We start from the raw sequence: 17,180 nt of genomic DNA, 5'->3' as shown, positions 1-17,180 counted from the left end.
TCGTATTTAAGCATGGGAAAGCCTACAAAGATGCCTTGTGAAATCGTGACGGAGGCGGTCCGTTAGGGCCGCCTTCGGTTTGCACCCTGTTAGAGTCCAGGTGGTCGGAAGTCCGGTGGGAATACATTTTCGGTGTAACTGACCTTACCGTTCACAATGCGACGCCCCCACCCTTCTATCCCGGCTGCGGGCGTAAAATCAGTCGTAGTAGGTGAAGCGGGCGTGAAGATTGTCGTTGTTGGGCCTTCGGTGGTAACGATATTAGCCTCGAAGATTGTAGGTGCGGCGTTTTTGTCGGCTTTGTATATAGGGTTGCGTACGATTTCTCCTTCGTTTCTCAATGGAATTGAATCCAGGCTATCAAGTTCAGAGAACTTTGCTTTTCCGTTGCCGGTTGTAAACTTGCGGACGTAGTTATTGAATCGACGGCTCGGTAAATTAGAAGCGGGGCCGAAGATGGAGCGAGTCTGAGTTAAATTACCACCGTTTGAAATAGCACCAATCACATCATCCGTTTGCGTCCCCACACTACGTGTCACCACATTACTGGTCGTTTTAGCCGCCATAAAGCGGCTGGCCACAATAACTGTCAGGGTACTCACGGCACTGGCAATGCCCAGCCAGAACGCCCAGTTGTTGGCCGTCTCATCGTTGTTCGCCACAGCAACTGCCGATGCAGCCGTGGAAGCAACGTCAAGGGCAAGGCTGCCGACGCCGAGGGCAAATGCGAAGGTAAAGCCTACCGGCGGCAACATGATCAAACTGACCACTGCGAACACCACACCGAGGGCGACCCCCAGCCAGGATCGCCAGTCTTTCTTCGGCTTGGGTGCCGGCGTAGGTGGAATGTAAGGCAGCTCGACACTGTACCGTTCGCCCTTGTGGCCGCTTGGGTCGCGCCAGTTCGATGGGTTGCCGCCGCAGTAGCTGTAGGGGTTGATGCCTGCATCTTCCGGGCTCAGTTCATCGGGGCTGTGGAAGCGCATAAGCACCGGGTTGTAGGCCCGATAGCCGCGCCCCAGCAGATACCAGCCGAGCGCGCGCTCACGGGCTTCGCCATTGAAGCCGAGCATACCCTGCAGGTTGCTGTCGGCCAGGGTTTCGCCGTATGCGTTGTAGCGGGCTTGCGTCAGCGTACTGCCATCACTTTCGCCGATCACGCTGCCGGTATGGTCGCTCAGCAGCAGCCGTGTGTCGCTGCCGGCACCGGCTTGCTGCAGCCCCACCGGCCTGTCTGCGGCGTACAGGTACTGTGTCAGCAAACCGTTTTCCAGCGTGCTGCTCAGGCGGTAGTCCTGGTACCGGCGCTGCACTTCGCCGGCACTGCCCTGCGTAGCGCCGATCAGGTCGCCGTGGCCGTCGTAGCGGTAACTGTGCAACAGCTGCGCACCATCGCTACTGCGTACCTCCTGCAGGCGCCCGGCAAGGTCATAGACCAGGCGGTTGCCTTGCTCGTCGTTCAGCAGGTTACCGTCATCGTCATGGCTGAAGGCCTGTTTGGCGGGGTAATCCGGCTGCAGGGTGTGCGTGGCCTCGCGCAGCAGGAAGCCGTCGTAGCGGTAGGTGGCCTTGTCCATGCTGCCGTCGGCGAAGTCGGTGTAGCACTCGCTCAGGTTGTTCCGCGCGTCATAGATGAAGAACTGGCTGACGAACTGCCGGCCGTGGGCATTGCCTGGCAGCTCCGTACCCTCGAAGCGGTGATGCTCGAGGCGGTCCAGCACGTCGTAGTCGAAACTTTCATGCAGCACTACGCTGCCGTCGCGGCTCAGGGTACGGCTATACAGTTGGTCGTCCGAGCGCCACGCCAGAACCAGCGCGTGGGTGAGCGCGGAGCCATCGGCACGCGTCAGTGTCTGGGTGCGCGACGTCTCCCTGCCCAGATCATCGTAGTACTGCTCACACAGCACTCGCTGCCCGTTTGCAGTGTCTTCGGTTTCGGTCGTGTGCAGCCGGCCCGCGGTGTCATAGCCGAAGGTGGCCAGCAGGTTACCCTGGCGTGTTGTTTCCAGCCTGCCAAGCGCGTCATAGGTATGCGCAATGCTGTCCCCGTCGCTGGTGGTGGTGAGCAGTGGCCGGCCTTGCAGGGAGTGGCTGTAGCTGCATGTATGCTGTTCGCCTGTGATTGCGTCGGCCCAAAGCGCTTGCTTCAGGTGGCCTTGGTCGGTGTAGTGGTAGCTGCGCTTGCCTTGGGCGTTGGTGGCATCATTGATGGCCGCAGTCAGCGGGTGGTAGTCGAAGCTGGCTTCGTGGGGGGCATCGATGCTGGCTGGCGTGGCGATGCTGATGCTCTTGGGCTGTGCTGACAGGCTAGGCTGGTAGGTGTAGGTGAAGGTGCGCTTGCTCGCGGTGGAGCGGGTATGGGGCAGCACGGTATTGTCTACATAGGTATAGGTTTCATGCCTGGCGCCCATGGTCAGCGCCTTCAGCCGCGATACGCCGTCGAATTCCCGCGTGCACACAACCTGCGGGGTGAGGCTGTTGCGTGAACGGACTTGCAGCCGTTCAGTCAGCTCGCCGCTGCTGTGCAGGGCAAAATCACGCAGCATGGTAGATTTGTCCGGTTGTTCGGTCTGGCTGATGCGGCCCCACACGTCGAACTGGTAGCGCGTGTTGCGTCGTGCGGTGTGGATGGCATTGCCGGGTTTCTCGATGAAGCGCGCTTGGTCGGTGCATTGGCCAAGGCCATCATAGGTGAACACCTGTCGCCCCAGCGGCTTGCCATCCGCATCTACCCTGTAAACCAGGGCTGGTGAGCCGAAGCTGTTGGTTTCGGTGATTGTTTGCTGCTGGCGCTGGCCGGGGCGATCCGGGGTTTCGACCCATTCGGTGACGGTGTCACCGCTTTTCCCGAAGGGCGTTCGCTCGCGGTGCGTGGTCACACCGTCCGCCTGGGTGGTTTTGCACAGCTCGCCCCAGGCGTCGTACGCGAAGCTGGAGGTGAGTTCGATGACCTTTTCCGCTGCATGGGCGTCGGTCTGGTAGTAATCGTAAAGCGTCAGACTCTTTAGCTGGCCCAGCCCGTCATACTCGCTTTCGCTAACCAGCTTGCTGGTCCCTGCTGTCGCCGCGGTTTCCCGCTCTTCCCTTACAGGCCGGTTACAGCCGTCCAGGGTAACGGTCGACTTCACACCGGTGCTTTCGATGACCCACTGTGTCGCCATGCCGCCAACAGCGCTGACCAAGGCGTAACCATGCGCGGTTGTGGTCGCGTCAGGGGTTCCCGGTGCAACCGTTTCTTCAAGCAGCCTGTTCAGTGCGTCGTAGGTGAAGCGTACGGCGTTACCTGTGGCGTCCTGGCGGTAAGTCTGCTGCCCGGTCAGTGCCGAAGTAGCCTCACTGGTGCTCATCTGTGTTAAACCAGGCTCCGCGTCGTACCCGAATACGCGGGTATCGCGCCAGTGCTCAAGGCCCCAATCCTTATCCAGTACCTTACGGTAATGCCAGTTGGTGCGGGTGGTTCGGCTTTCCATGGCTTTGCGCAGCGGGTCCTTGAGTGCGGCGCCATAGCGTGTGGTGGTCTGGTAGTCGGGCCGGCCATGCAGGTACGCATTCCTGGGTTCGTTCAGGTAGCCGCGCTCGGTCAGTTGCAGCAGTTGTTCGGTTTCGTCGTGCTGGCCGGCACGCATTACCTGCAGGTGCCTTTCTTCACTTACGGCCAGCCACGGCGTTGTCTTGCCGTCCAACGGCGTGTATTCCTTGTAGCTTAGGCGCGTGCGCAAAACCGGAGCATCGCCTGGTAGTCCGGATAGCGGGTACACGGTTATACACTTCAGGTTACGCTTGAAGTTTTCCGGGTCGGCCGGGCAAATGCCGTCCTCACCTGCCTCGCCCTGTTCGGAGTAGTACTCGTAACGGGTGCGGATACCGGTAGGTTGCACTTCCTCGATCAGGTTGCCTACTTCATCGTATAGGGTAGTGACTTGCTCGAGACGTTGCTTGAAGGGGTCGCTGCGTAGTGTCCAGCGCTTGGTGATGACATGGGGCAGTTGGAAGTACGGCGGTTGGAGCTCGAACGGCGTATCGTCCGCTTCGTGATAACGGGTCAGGGTTTCTTCGATGTGGCCATCTTGTTCAAGTGTCTGACGCACCATGAGGTGGTGGCGGTTGTAGGTATGGGTGCGGGTGCGCACCGCTGCATTGCCGTCCCAGAAGGTCGCGGTCACGCTGTACTGATAGTCTGCCTGGGCGCGGTACAGGTTGTCTTCGCCGTCGTCCTGCCAGGTGATGCCGCTGTTGTAACCGACGAAATTGTGGTCAAGCCAGGTCTCACTGTCAGTGTCGAAGTGCTGGTAAGTGTAGGTTGTCTTCAGGTGTGGCTTGCCGGCACCCGCCGGGTAAACCCGGTGCTCGCTGACCCGGGGCAGGGTTGTGCGGTCTGCATTGGTTGGCAGCCGATGGCCGTCAACGTCGTAGTCGATATGTTCCTCCGCGCCGAAGGGTGTCCACAGCTTTTTTACGCAGGTCAGGTTGTTGACCTGGGCGTATTCAATACGCCAATTCGCCTGGTCTTCGCTTGGCAGGATGATCTTGTCCAGCACGCGGTTGAGCATTTGCAGCGTATAGCGGGCATGGTACCCGTCTGCCCCGGCGCCGGGGTGCAGGTCGATGGTTGCGCCACCTGTGGAGTAGGTGAGTTTCAGCAACTGCTGAACCTTGTTGTCGCTGTCACGCCATTCGAGGGTTTCCAGGTGGATCGGGTTGGCGGAATAACGCAGCAAAAGCGTATGCCCGATTGCCGTGTGGACTTCGGTTGGCAAGTACATAGGGTTATTGCTGCCGCCGTGTCGGGTCAGGATTTCCACCAGCCCCGATTTGTGCACAACGCGGTAACGGTCCTGGGGGGCTGTGGGGTGCTGGGTGTCATCATGGAAGTGGAAGGTGTCGAGTTTTTTTTCCCGAATGTCCGGCTGCGCACCGTCGCCGGTGACTTTGAATGTTTCCCCGCTGTGCAGGGTCAGCATGTGTGAGCCCGGCACATATTGCGTGAGGCCCAGGCTCCAGCCTTTGCCAAATCCAGAGTCCTGGTCATTCAATGGGCTGAACGCCAACTGCAACGGCAATTGTGGCCCGATGAGGTCATTGCCTGCCAACGTCGGCAGTTTGATCGCCAGGGTGTATTGGCCTGTGCGGGGGTCCACGCCGCTCTGCAGGAAACTTTGAAAGTTAGTGGCGTTGGAATGAATGACGGAAGCGCCGGCCATATCATTTACCCCCACTGCTTACGCTGGCCGAGGTCTTCACCTCTATGCAGTTGAGTTTGCCTTGAGGAATGATGCCTTTGGAATCGACCCGTTTGAACCCAATGCTGCGTGCCTGCGTGTCGCTACCGATGTTTGTGACATAACCGGTATAGTCAGTGATATTATCCAGCCCCATTTTTTCCAGCGACGAGAGGGGGCGGGTCGTTTCCAGTTCGATCCAGTTGCCGTCTTTGCTGCAATGGAGTTGGGAGGTTTGTTTGTCGGAGAGAATAATGCGGGCTGCAGCCGGCGCATAACGAATGCGGATTGAATGGGGCTGGAACAGCTTATCCTTCTCGTCGGTTTCATTGCCTTTGCATTTACCATTCGGATCCCGGGGGTAGAACCGGACGATGGTGTCACTGCCCGTCGCAGGCACATCGAATGAGCAGCTCAGCTCTGTATTGTTGTCAACGGTTTGATAAAGCGTCAGTACGCCTTGCGGCTCTTGGGCCGCTTGTGCGGCCAGCGGGATGCTGCTGCCGATAAACAACATAAATGCGATACACCGAGCGCGATGGCCAGTGCTGGTACGTGGCATGGATTTCAAAGTTGTCATGTGTCGGCCTCTGCAATCAGTGATTACGCAGGTTGATAACTGCCTGCGGAGTAGAGGAAGCCTAAGCGCTAATTCGTCAGTTACGCACCTAGCAGATTTATCAGGTCGCACGAAGTTGCCCGGCGGCAGGCGAGCAGCGCTGACCTGTCATTTCTGCCAGTAGGCAGCGGTTGGCTATCGCAGTAGAAATATCGCCATCAATGCCCGACCAGGAGCAGGCGAATGACCCTTAGCGATAGCAATGCGGATTCAACAAGAAAGGTTGATCCTTTTCCCGTGATTCCATTGAGAAACAATGACGGAGAAATCGACGTTAATGCCCTGCAAGGCCAGGACTTGGAAGTACTGATCAAGAAACCGGACCTGCAGCATGGGCAGGAAGTGTTCTTGATTTGGCGAGGTGTCGGCGTGGACGGTACGCCGTTCGACGAACTGGGCGCAGCTGCCGAAGTCCCGTCAGATTACGATCCCGCCGTTGGCCTTTCCTTGTCGGTCAAAAACGCGATGGTCGAGCCTTTCAAGGATGGCTGGGCCTTTTGTTCCTACAAAGTTGGCGACTTCTCCGAAGAGACCCCTGATTCCCTGCGCCTGCGCTGCTACCTCGGTGTGCGTGATACCCCCGTGCAGGGGGAAACGCTAGCGGTCGTACAAGGGCGCGAATCCCATGACCGGGTAATCAACTGGAATGAACTCGAAACCGAAGGCGTGTTGATGCAGGCTCCGCCGTACCAGGCCATGCAACCGGGTCACCGTGTCGAGTTGGTCATTCGCCGGTTCGACCAGGCGGATGTGGAGCAAACACCGGTAAGCGAGTTCCACGAGGTCACCGCACAGAACGTTGGTTTGCCACTGCTGTGGCCTGTAAGCAGATCCGAATTTACGCCCATTCGCGGTGGCCGGGCCGAGATGCATTACCAGGTTCCTCTTGATGGAAACCCACTCGACTCGCCGGTACAGGTGTTCGAGATCACCGAGGCCCCCAGCGCTACCCCGGTACTTGGGGCTCCAACGGTGGATGGCTATACAGGCGACCCGCTGGACCCGGACAAATATCCCCAGGGCGTGATGGTTCGTGTGCCTGCCCATCCCGACATGCAAGCGGGTGATTTTGTCTTGTTGCATTGGCGAGTAGCGCAGAGCGCGGACACCTTGTTACAGGTTGCACGGATGGATGCCAGCAGCCTGGAAGCCAAGGAAACGCTGTTCCTGATCGGCCCGCAGGCACTGCAAACCGGGAACAACAACGTGTTCTACCAGTATGGCCGTGACGGCCGGGCATTGACCTCCGATACCTTGACCGTGGCGGTTGAAGCGCCGCGCAACCTGATCGCCCCGATTATTGACCATGCCATTGCTGATGGCACGGACAAGCAGGTACTCAACGCGCGCAATGCCATCGACGGCGCTTACGTGAACGTTCCAGAGTTTGACCTGCGTTCAGGCGAATCCATCGAAGTGCATTGGTTGGGTCACCCCAATGGCGGGCAGCAGGTTGTCCGCGAGCCAGAGCCGGGCACGGAGCGGCGCTACAAGGTCGACCCTGGTGTAGTCGCAGCCAATATGCACCAGCCTGGGGATATCGAAGGCAGACGTTTCACGGTGCGCTACAAGATTGTCGACAGCGAGGGTGCCGTTGTTGACGAATCTTCGCCGGTCAACCTGCGTGTCGCGCCTCTGGCACCGAACCCCACCATGGCCTGCCCGCAGGCGGAAGCCAACGGCGACCTGAAACGGAGCAGATTGACAGCCAATGGTGCACAACTGTTGATCAGCGGCCTGGGGCTATGGTCATTCGCCGCGCCAGGGCAGTTGCTGACTATTCGTGTTGATGGCCTGGCTAGCGGCGTGTTGCGCAACAAGGTGGCTATCACTGTTACCGAGTTCGAAGACGCGCGAGTCCAGCAGTGGTTGTCCAGGGCTGTTTACGAGCAGATGACCGATAACCTGCAGTACACGGTATCTGCCGAAGTCAGCTATGACAAGGGCGACAGCTGGCATGCGCTGCCGACCCTGAAGTTGACACCTCGAAAAACTCAGTAGCCCGTGTCGGGCTGAACATTTGATATGTATCCAAGGAGTCACTGACCATGAATAAACATGTTTCCCCTAAAGCATTAAGCCTTGAAGACTATTTGAAAGAAATGGAAAAACAGCGCTGGACATTCGGGTGGGGTGCCATCCTGGTTTTCGATCGGCAAAAAACCAATGTCCTGCTTATGCAGGAGTACATTGACCGGCTTGGTACCGATCAGCAGTTCCCCGTGTTCGAAGATTCCGAAGAAGATGTTGGCGAAGGCGTCAAGCATGTGCTGATGGGTTTGACGCTGGATAGGCCCCGGCTGTCTTTCGAGAACGCCTCTATCCAACACGGCAGGGTCGCCGCGACCATGCGCATGGTAGGTGGTAAACAATTGCAACTCAAGGAGTCCGTCCTCGCGGGTGAGACGCATAAGGTAGTCACACGGTTGTCCACCTTGAATGCGATTGTAGGCCCCTCATTGATCTTCACGGCAGATCTGGCAACGTCACAGAGCAGTATCGGTGATGAAGGGGCTGTGGTGTTGAAACTTATACAACTGAATGAGAATGGCGAATTTATCTACCAGTACAAGTTTACCGGTGTGGAAACAGAGTTCGAGCGTATTAGGCTAGGTACCCACCTTGCTGAATTAATGAAAACATGGGGCGACGAACTGACCACGCTGCCACTCAGCGAGTTGAGGGAGAGCGAAGACTCGGTGCTGGAACCAGCGCGTTTTGGCATACGTACTCATGCAGAGCATAATTCCGCAAAACGTGGTGATCCAGCCTTTGGCGAAGGGGCTGTGGTACTGTTCATTGCTATGAAAGGCGATAAGAATGGTTCATACCCGCATGAAGATAAAGATATGCTGTATATGTTGCCTTCGTCGGCGGAAAAGTTTACCAGTAACCTGATCCTGGCTCAGGATCTCATTTACAATAAAGTGATATTCCCTGAGATCAATAAGGTGCCCTGGGTAGCGGATGCAAAATTTGAGGATCGCGAGATTCCAGGGTCACGTCATCGTGAGCTCGTCGCAACGGCGGGAGGGTGGTGGGCGCGCATTAACCATGAGGTACCATTGTTTAGATGTTTGACGCCTGCCTTCGGGTTCAATTATGCTGATGAGCCGGCAATGCGCTTTCGTGTAGAGCGCAATGGTGTCGTGTTTAAACTTAATCCGGATCCTGTGTTTGTCGATGGCGTAGTAGGTCACCGTGAACATACAGCTAATCCGTGGCCGGATCGTAAGTTCACGCTCAAAACGACTGTAGATGTTGAAGTTGTTTTCAGTTTCAAGGTTAAGGTTGAAGGTGAAAATTCTGTTATTGATTTTTCGGTTCAGAGTCAGCGTTCGAATACTGCCATAGAGCTGGTTTACGCCGACCCCAAAGTGACCCCTAATCAAATCCAATTCATCTACGACTACCTGAAATTCTACAGGCAAGGCTTGCAGGCTTATGCCACCTCGCTTGCGGCGTCGCTGGTGGATATCGGTGCGACCCTGGATGCATTTCGCCTGAACAACTTACTGTTCAAGGGCGGCAATGTGGTGACGCCCGTTAACTTGAACATGCCGACCGATTTGACCGTTCTTGGCCACTTGTCACCGCAACGTACCGATCTGGTTATTGAGCCGAGCGAGGTTGTAGTTGCCGGCGGTGGCAGCCTGACGTTCAAGGCATCAGGCGCAAGCGACATCAAGTGGTCAGTGGACAATGTTGATGGCGAAGAGGGCGAGAAAGGGGATATTGACCTTTCAGGTAAATACACGGCGCCTAGCGCCGATTCGCTGCGCGCATCGGGCTTCCGTCGGGTCATCGTCACTGCCACGGCCGGCGACAAGGTCAGCAAAGCAATGCTCAGCCTGGTTGAAAGTTCTGTATCAGTCTATCCCTCTGTGGTGGTCGTCTCGCTGGGTAGCAAGTACTCCTTGGTAGCCGGTGAAGTGGACAAGAAGGCCCTGACCTGGACCCTCAAGGACCAGAATCTGGGAGCAATTGAGGAAGACCCGGATAAAGACCCGACAATGCAGGACGGGCGCAAGTTTGTAGCAGCTAAAACGCTGCCAGCGCCTGGCGCAGGGGAACCTCTTAACTTCATTTCGTCTCGGCTCGCCGAGGTGGAAGTTTCAAGCGCAGATAATAGTAAGCGCACTATCGATGTGTTGGTTGTGGTGGACCAGAGCGGGAGCTATTGGCTGGAGGCGGAAGTTTCGGGTACTGGCGTACAACTCACATTCTACCGGACTACAAGAACCGTCCCCAAAGAAAAAGTGCCGGCTGCGGCCACGCATTGGCATAAATACAAAGGCGATGGAACGTTTGAGAACGGCCTGTATACACCCAAGGCGGGCAGCGCCGAGCAGTATGCAATCGTCACTGCGTTCTATGACGACGGCGATAGCGTGGACCGTTTCGCCTACATGATCATTCCCGTCCCATTCGTTTCCAGCCAGCGATTCGTACAGTTGCTGGGTACTGAGAAGGTGAACTGATATGGCCAGTCATTCCAAAGAAGTACTGCTCAAGTTATTGGAAAGCGCCACGATACGCAGTGGCTGGGGCGGTGTGCTCGCGCTCAATCAGGCGGTGCTGAACATGAAACTGCGCGAGCAGTTTCTCGAAGCGCTGGGAGAGCGCACGTTCATTGAGCCCCTCATACTGGAGGCTGAGCTCGACGAAGGCGCGCAACAGTCCGTTTCGTTTCAGGGGGTAGTATTCGGCGAGCCGCAAATCAGCTTTGTCAGAACCCTGCCGACCACAGCAGAAGTGACTGTGCGCTTCAATGTGATCGCAGGCGACTTTGCGCGTTCGGTCAAGCAAGTCGCTCGTCCGGGCCGAGTGGTCGAGAGTTTTTCCATCAGCGAAGGCATGGGCTACTGGGTGCAGGCGCAAGCAAGCCTTCGGCTGGAGCAAGGTTCGACCCATCCCTTTGCGTCAGTGGTGCTGGACCTGGGCGAAATGCAGGACGTGACCACGAACCTGGCATCGACCGATTATGCGAACACGGTGATCGGCCGTGAGCTACAGGAGGCTTTTGGCTATATTCCAGCCTACCGGCGTAGCTATGCCATGGTGCGTTTTGACTTGCGTGACTTCGCACCGCTGAGCCCGGAACGCATGATGCTGCGAACGCAGGCCGCGCCATGGGGCGCAGACGCTGGTAAAAACCGTGAGGGCGATGGGGCCCTTCTGGTATTCATGAAACTGGGTGTCGACGTACGCGCAGGCGGGCAACCCGATCCTGAATTCGAATTCCCCTACCTCATCCCTGAAGAAGCCGTCGGCTTGCCGGCTACGCTCATTCTCGACCCAACGATCGAAGCGCTTGGTGCAGGTGGGCCGCTCGACGTACTGCGCACGATCAAGGTGGGCATTGATCATGTTTTCTCAGGCAAGGACATCCACCACCCGCTTGATTGGGTTATTTTCGGGGATTGGCAACCAGGTGAAAACAGCCTTGCGGTCCATCCCGGGGTTGCGCGTATTCGGGCAGGGCAACCGCAGGCCTTCCAGCTGCAAGGTGCGCCCGGGGAGGTAGGCTGGCAGGCAAGCAACTTGTTCCGGCCAGCGGTGTCCGGAACATTCCAGGGCAGCACCTACACGGCCCGGGGCGCTGCCGACTTTGTTCAGGATCAGCAATTGGTGGTGGTCACCGCTCGCTGTCAGCACGAGGGCGTGGAGGTCACGCGACACGCATTGGTGCAGGAGGGGCAAGCGGTAAGCATCGCCCCACGTATGGCAAGCTGGGTTGGCGGTCAGAAGGCTATCGAGTTGCGTGCCGACAGCCTCGACGGCGGAGAGTTGCGGTGGGAGCTGCTAGGAATCGCTTCGGGCGTGCTGACTGACCTGGGGGGCGGGAAAGCGACATTCCAACCTGACAAGCCTGACGATGTCGCGTCGCTCATCCGTGTCCAGCATATTCAGGTAACTGACAAGTCAACTGGCGAGAGAGCCATATGCTCTGTGGTCATCATGGACTGGCCGGCTGACCTGGTAATCGAGCCTGGCCATGTCGGACAACTGCAGTCCGGCGTGCCGATCAACTTCAGTGTCAGTAACTCCAATCGTCCGATCAAATGGTCAATGCTCGGTGAGGGGAACATCGATCAGGATACAGGTACCTATATTCCGAACGAGGAATCGACAGTGCCCGTCTGCGTGATCATTGCCGATGACGATGACGAACGCGCCGGCTATGCCATGGTGGAGTTCGTCCCGACCCACGGTGCCGCAGTGCCGCACAAGCAAGGCTGGACCGATTTGGCCACGTTCGAGCTGGTAGTAATCGGCCATGACACCTGTTATGCCAATGGCTGGCAGCAGATTGAAGTTGAAGTGAGGGTGGAGGCACAAACTGTCGGTGGGCAAGACGCAATCGTTTCGGACGCTGAACTGGCCACGTTGCAACTGATGGTGATGGGTTCGGACAATACGCTCCCGTTTCTGCAGGCGCACGAAGGGGGGATCGGCAAAGAGTCAGGAATGGAATGGGCTGTCAGCCGCTCAAGGAACGATGTCGATCCCCCGTCGACAAGTGACACTGCGGTGGCGGCATCGGTGCCGGTGTTGGGCGATAATGAAAGACGCGTTCGCTTCTTTATCCACTCTCGACAAGCAACCACGTTGGAAATCTATGCTGGCATTCAGAATGCCGACAGCCATGCGTGGACGTATTCAAAAGAGAAGAAAGAAGGCAAGGTAAACGTGAAGGCCAGGCCGGCGCTGAACTTTGCCAGGGAACAGTACGGGTTTGAGCGTGTACGACTTGTGGGTGAAAGTGACGCGTCACCTATCGCCGGTGATGACTTTATCTATGTCGATAATACGATGGACTACTGGCGCCTGAAACATGTTGTGGCGGGTGGGGTTGCGCGCAAGTTTATCAGTGCCTACATACCGCCAGGTGCAAACAAGAGCCTGCTGCGCTGGGCGTCGGAGCAGGCGGACGATCACTATTGCAGTTATACCGGCCTGCAATTCATTCCGTTTAAGGCGCCGGAGTCCGAACATCAGAGGCTGTTGATGGATGGGCTGCTTTATCGAATGGCCAAGCAGCGCAGTCACGTGCTCCCTGAACTCAATAAGGCGCTAGGCGCCAGGGCTGGCGAACTAATGATCAGCTTGCGTCGTACTGACGCCATGAAGCACTGGGATGATATCGCGACCGGTGAGCCTTACTACAGCCACCTCAAAGAGCCCATCACGATCGAGCTGATTGATCAGCAGGGTCATCAGCATACGTTGCATTTCGATTTTGGCGTGCCCGAGGGCGAAGATAAAGAAGCGCAAACACGTGATTGCCTGATCCTTACGCTCTGATGATGTCGGCCCTCCCTTGCGGAGGGCACTTAATAAATTTATTCAAGTCTGGAGGCCACTATGGCTAGCCGTAATATACTGCACTCCAATGCATTCAATTTTCAGAGTTTTATCCAGCGTAGTGTAGATCCCCGCACCGGGCAATATACGCTGGGCATCGCGTTGCCGGCCTTGATCGGCAATGATCTGGCCGGCCCACAACTACCGTTGCGCCTGCGCTTCAGTCCCATGAATGATGAAGACTCCGGCTTCGGCAAAGGCTGGAACTTGTCCCTTACCCAGTATGTGCCCGGTACCCACATGCTGACATTGCACACCGGGGAAGTGTTCAAAGTGACCGGTAGCGGTGCGCAGCCGGACATTCGGGAAAAAAAACTCGACACCTTCCACTTCCATGATGACAACCAGCACCCCACAGCCCCCCAGGACCGTTACCGTGTTGTGCATAAGTCTGGCTTGGTAGAAGTGCTGACCAAACAAGCCGGTACTTCTCCGGTTTACCTGGTGACCGAGGTTTATTCGCGCTCTCGCCATAAAGTTTCGCTTGACTATGGCCCAAGCACAGGCTACCTGGAACGCATCAGCTACCGTGACAGAGATAACGTGCTTTGCAAGCTGCTGGCACTGACCTATGCAACGGGTGGGGTGACCATTGACGTGCACCCCGATGCTGACCCAGGCAAGCCAGCGCGTGCTCGTTATACGCTGGAAATGTCCAACCGCGAACTGCACAAGGTCACCCTGCCGACCGCGGACCTTGCCAACTGGCGCATTGCCTACGCCACGATAAAGGGCCTGACCTGCGTGACGAAACTGCATTCGCCATCCGGGGCGGTGGAAACCATCGCTTATGAAGACGATGGCCATGTATTACCTGTCAACGGCGAGCGTGTGGCCATACCGCGGGTCACTACCCATACGCTGGATCCAGGTGCCGGGCAAAAGCCTACCAAGACGACCTATACCTACCTTTATGTGGACCCAGAGACCCAGCAGTCCTTTGACCACAATTTTGTCGGTTACAACAGTGGCATCACTTGGAGCAATGACGGCGAAGACAACCTGTTCAGGGCTCAATCCAGCTACAAGTACGGTTCGACCGCGCACATCTGGAGCCTTGACCAAGACGGTAAAGAGGTTGAGTTGCGCACTGTAGAGCAGGTGTACAACCGATTTCACTTGATGGAGGCTGAAATCACCCGGCAGGCCGGGCACGTTCAGAGCGTGTTCACCGAGTACCATGGCGACGTAACCAAACCGTGGGGTGACCAACTGGGTAATTTCCAGTTGCCCAAGGTTTCTACCCGGAAATGGGAACTGCTTGATAAGCCGGGAAAATCCCGTAGCGAAGAGACCACAACCGTTTACAATCCCCTGGGTAACCTCATCGAAGAAATCCAGCCAAACGGGCAGCGTGTCGTCAATGAATACTACGCAGCCGAAGGTGAGGATGGCTGCCCGCCCGACCCGGAGCTGTTCGAGCGCTCGCTCAAGCACAGTACCGTGATTCCAGCTCCGCAGGGTGATGCTCCAGCCCCTGTGTTACGGACTGGCTACCGCTATCGGGCGCTCGCCACAGTGGGCGGCGAGGCTGAGACCTGGTTGGTGCAAGAGCAGATTTCACTGTGCGAGGTGATCGACGATGTAGAGCAGCCGCCTCTGCAGGTCACCCGCATCGAGCCCGTGGATGACGTGGCTGACTTGCTGCGCCATGGCCGCCCGTTGAAGCAAACCCTGGACATGAAGGGTTGCGTGACCACGCAAAGCTTCAGTTACGAGAAAGAGAAGGTCGACGTAAGAGAGGTGGTCGATAAAAAAGGGGGGGGCGGCGAGAAAGAGGTTGTCGTCAGGAAGGTGAAGGTCGACGAGCAGGAGCAAACTGTTCAGGAACCTGCGTTGGTGACTGAGCAAACGATCACCGGCTATGACCATGGCAACAGCGATGCTGACACCGGTTTGCCTCGGAATACGGTCAAGGTCATTACGAGCAAGCATTCGATCTTGACCGGCGAGCCTTTGCTCAACCGTGACGACAAAGATATCGAGATCGCCTATACCTATGACGCGCTGAACCGTACGACCAGTGAGACGGTATCGCCCAACCAGCCTGATTACACGGCCTCACGCTTCTACGAGTACTACCTGGTAGGCAGTGAGGGCCAGCAGGCGTCGCAGACCTCCACCGATGTCAAGGGCGTCAGTACCACTGCTTGGGTCGATGGCCTGAGTCGTGTGGTGAGCGAGCTGCGCCATGATGCCGATGCCGGCGATAGCGGCAACCGCAGGTCACTCCGGCTGCGCTATGAGGCGAGCTACGATGAGCTTGGCCAGTTGTTGGAACAAACCGATTATGACTGGCTGGCTGACCAGCAAATGCCGCTGAAAACCCGGTATCGCTACGACAATTGGGGCCAACGCTGCTGTGAAATCGGCCCGGACGGCGTGCGGCATTATGAGCAGACCGACCCGATTGGCACGTCTGAGTCGGGCAACTTGCCCATTCAGACGAGCTGGAGCGCGTCTGCGAATGGCAAGCTCACTCAAGGCAAGACAGTGACTTACCTGAATTTGTTCGAGCAACCGGACGTTGTGCAGCGTTTTGACCGCACTGATAAGGTGCTGAGTAAGCATCAGTACTTTTACGATGGCCTTGGGCGCACTGTTCGGGAGGTCGATGCGCGTAACGCCGAGACCAAAAACGTCTACGATGTGTTCGACCGCCTGGTCGATCAGACACTGGCTGATAGAAAAAGCGTTGTGCATCGTGACTACGCGCCACACAGCAGCGTCGATCTGCCGGTGAAGATAGCCGTGAATGGCGCGGTTCTGGGTGAGCAGACGTTCGATGGGCTGGACCGCATGACCGCGTCCATCACAGGCGGTCGCAAACGTGTGATGTTCTACGAGGCCGGTCAGACCAAACCGTGGAAGGTGCGTACGCCAGCTAACAGGGAAATTGAGTACGACTACACGCTGCAGCTGACCGATCAACCTGAGGTTCGCCGCGTGCTGCCCGCGCCAGGGCAGACCCAGAAGGCTGCGGTCGAAGAGTACAAGTACGACCGCAAGAACGCGCGCCTTACCTACTGTGGTGAGCCGGGCCAGGAGGTGGCCCGTGATTACTTCAGCACTGGCGAACTCAAGCTGGAGACCCGAACGGTAGGCAGCGAATCCTGGAGCATGACCTACGGTGCCAGCTTACAGGGCCGTGCACTGACGTATGAAGACGTGCTCGGGCAGACGCAACATTATAAGTACGATAAGGCGGGGCGCCTGGAGAAAACCTGGTTGGGCGGGTTAAGGACCACGTTCGATTATGACGATCTTGGAAATCTCAAGTCCTACAAGACCTGCGATGGCATCGAGGGAGAGGATGAGGATGAGGCGGCGTGCGAGCGCTGGCTGCTTACCGAGCTTGAGTATGATGACCTCGGCAGGGAGGAACTGCGCCGCTTCACCTTCCCGGGCAGTGTTCAGGAACTCACTCAGAAATACAGTGCGCTGGACCAGCTCACGCTGCGCACTCTGACCGAGAACGGTGAGCTGTTGCGTGAGGAAACGTACAGCTACGACCTGCGCGGTCGGCTTGAAGGCTACACCTGCAAAGGGCCTCAAGCACCGCAGGATCCCTGCGGCAAAACCATTCGCGAGCAGCAGTTCCTGTTTGACAGCATCGACAATATTACCTGGGTGTACACGGCGTTCGACGGTGCTGGGGGCAAGCAGGACAGTAACGAGGCCACCTATCTGTTCGAAAACGAAGCTGACCCTGCGCAGTTGACCGGTATAGAAAACACGCATGCAGACTATCTGCCATCGGTAACGCTGACATATGACCCGGACGGCAACATGACTACCGACGAGCAGGGCAGGACGTACGACTACGACCCATTGGGGCGACTGCAAAGCGTCAAACTGCTGGACGGTACGGTCGCAGGATACGGCTACGACTCATTGGACCGTCTGGCCAGCCAGGACAGTTGAAACGCTTGTGGGTGTGAAGAGGGCGCTTGCGGCCTCCTTCAAAACTGCTG

Annotated in this window: 6 protein-coding genes; 4 read left to right on the top strand and 2 right to left on the bottom strand. The window is 57.2% G+C overall.

Going from position 1 to position 17,180, the window contains the following annotated elements; genetic code table 11:
* Positions 1-89 precede the first annotated feature (89 nt).
* Positions 90-5,138: an RHS repeat-associated core domain-containing protein gene (locus tag D8767_RS20965; protein ID WP_162998260.1), complete on the bottom strand. Its 5,049-nt coding sequence runs from the start codon at positions 5,136-5,138 to the stop codon at positions 90-92.
* Positions 5,139-5,202: 64 nt separating this feature from the next.
* Positions 5,203-5,799: a hypothetical protein gene (locus D8767_RS20960; RefSeq protein ID WP_141745087.1), complete on the bottom strand. Its 597-nt coding sequence runs from the start codon at positions 5,797-5,799 to the stop codon at positions 5,203-5,205.
* A 276-nt stretch (positions 5,800-6,075) separates the two neighbouring features.
* On the opposite strand from D8767_RS20960, the gene D8767_RS20955 reads away from it, so the two are divergent.
* From D8767_RS20955 to D8767_RS20940, 4 genes are read left to right on the top strand one after another with little or no spacing between them, the layout of a single operon-like run.
* Positions 6,076-7,839 carry a hypothetical protein gene (locus D8767_RS20955; protein ID WP_154670335.1) on the top strand — a complete coding sequence of 588 codons (1,764 nt, stop codon included), beginning with the start codon at positions 6,076-6,078 and terminating at the stop codon, positions 7,837-7,839.
* A 47-nt stretch (positions 7,840-7,886) separates the two neighbouring features.
* Entirely contained in the window at positions 7,887-10,319 is a 2,433-nt protein-coding gene (locus tag D8767_RS20950; protein ID WP_121757562.1) for a hypothetical protein, read from the top strand.
* 1 nt (position 10,320) lies between these two features.
* Entirely contained in the window at positions 10,321-13,146 is a 2,826-nt protein-coding gene (locus D8767_RS20945; RefSeq protein ID WP_016715115.1) for a hypothetical protein, read from the top strand.
* Positions 13,147-13,206: 60 nt separating this feature from the next.
* The gene (locus tag D8767_RS20940) at positions 13,207-17,130 is read left to right on the top strand and encodes an RHS repeat domain-containing protein (RefSeq protein ID WP_016715116.1); all 3,924 of its coding nucleotides are present in this window, start codon (positions 13,207-13,209) and stop codon (positions 17,128-17,130) included.
* The last annotated feature ends 50 nt before the right edge of the window (positions 17,131-17,180 follow it).

Source organism: Pseudomonas sp. LTGT-11-2Z (assembly GCF_003691445.1).
In the GTDB taxonomy this organism is placed as follows: Bacteria; Pseudomonadota; Gammaproteobacteria; order Pseudomonadales; family Pseudomonadaceae; genus Aquipseudomonas; species Aquipseudomonas monteilii.
This window is presented reverse-complemented; position numbering and strand designations above follow the sequence as displayed.

What these genes read in the sequence shown, in the direction of transcription:
- D8767_RS20945 (WP_016715115.1), top strand. Translation starts at nt 10,321, where the DNA reads ATGGCCAGTCATTCCAAAGAAGTACTGCTCAAGTTATTGGAAAGCGCC.
- D8767_RS20960 (WP_141745087.1), bottom strand. Translation starts at nt 5,799, where the DNA reads ATGACAACTTTGAAATCCATGCCACGTACCAGCACTGGCCATCGCGCT.
- D8767_RS20940 (WP_016715116.1), top strand. Translation starts at nt 13,207, where the DNA reads ATGGCTAGCCGTAATATACTGCACTCCAATGCATTCAATTTTCAGAGT.
- D8767_RS20950 (WP_121757562.1), top strand. Translation starts at nt 7,887, where the DNA reads ATGAATAAACATGTTTCCCCTAAAGCATTAAGCCTTGAAGACTATTTG.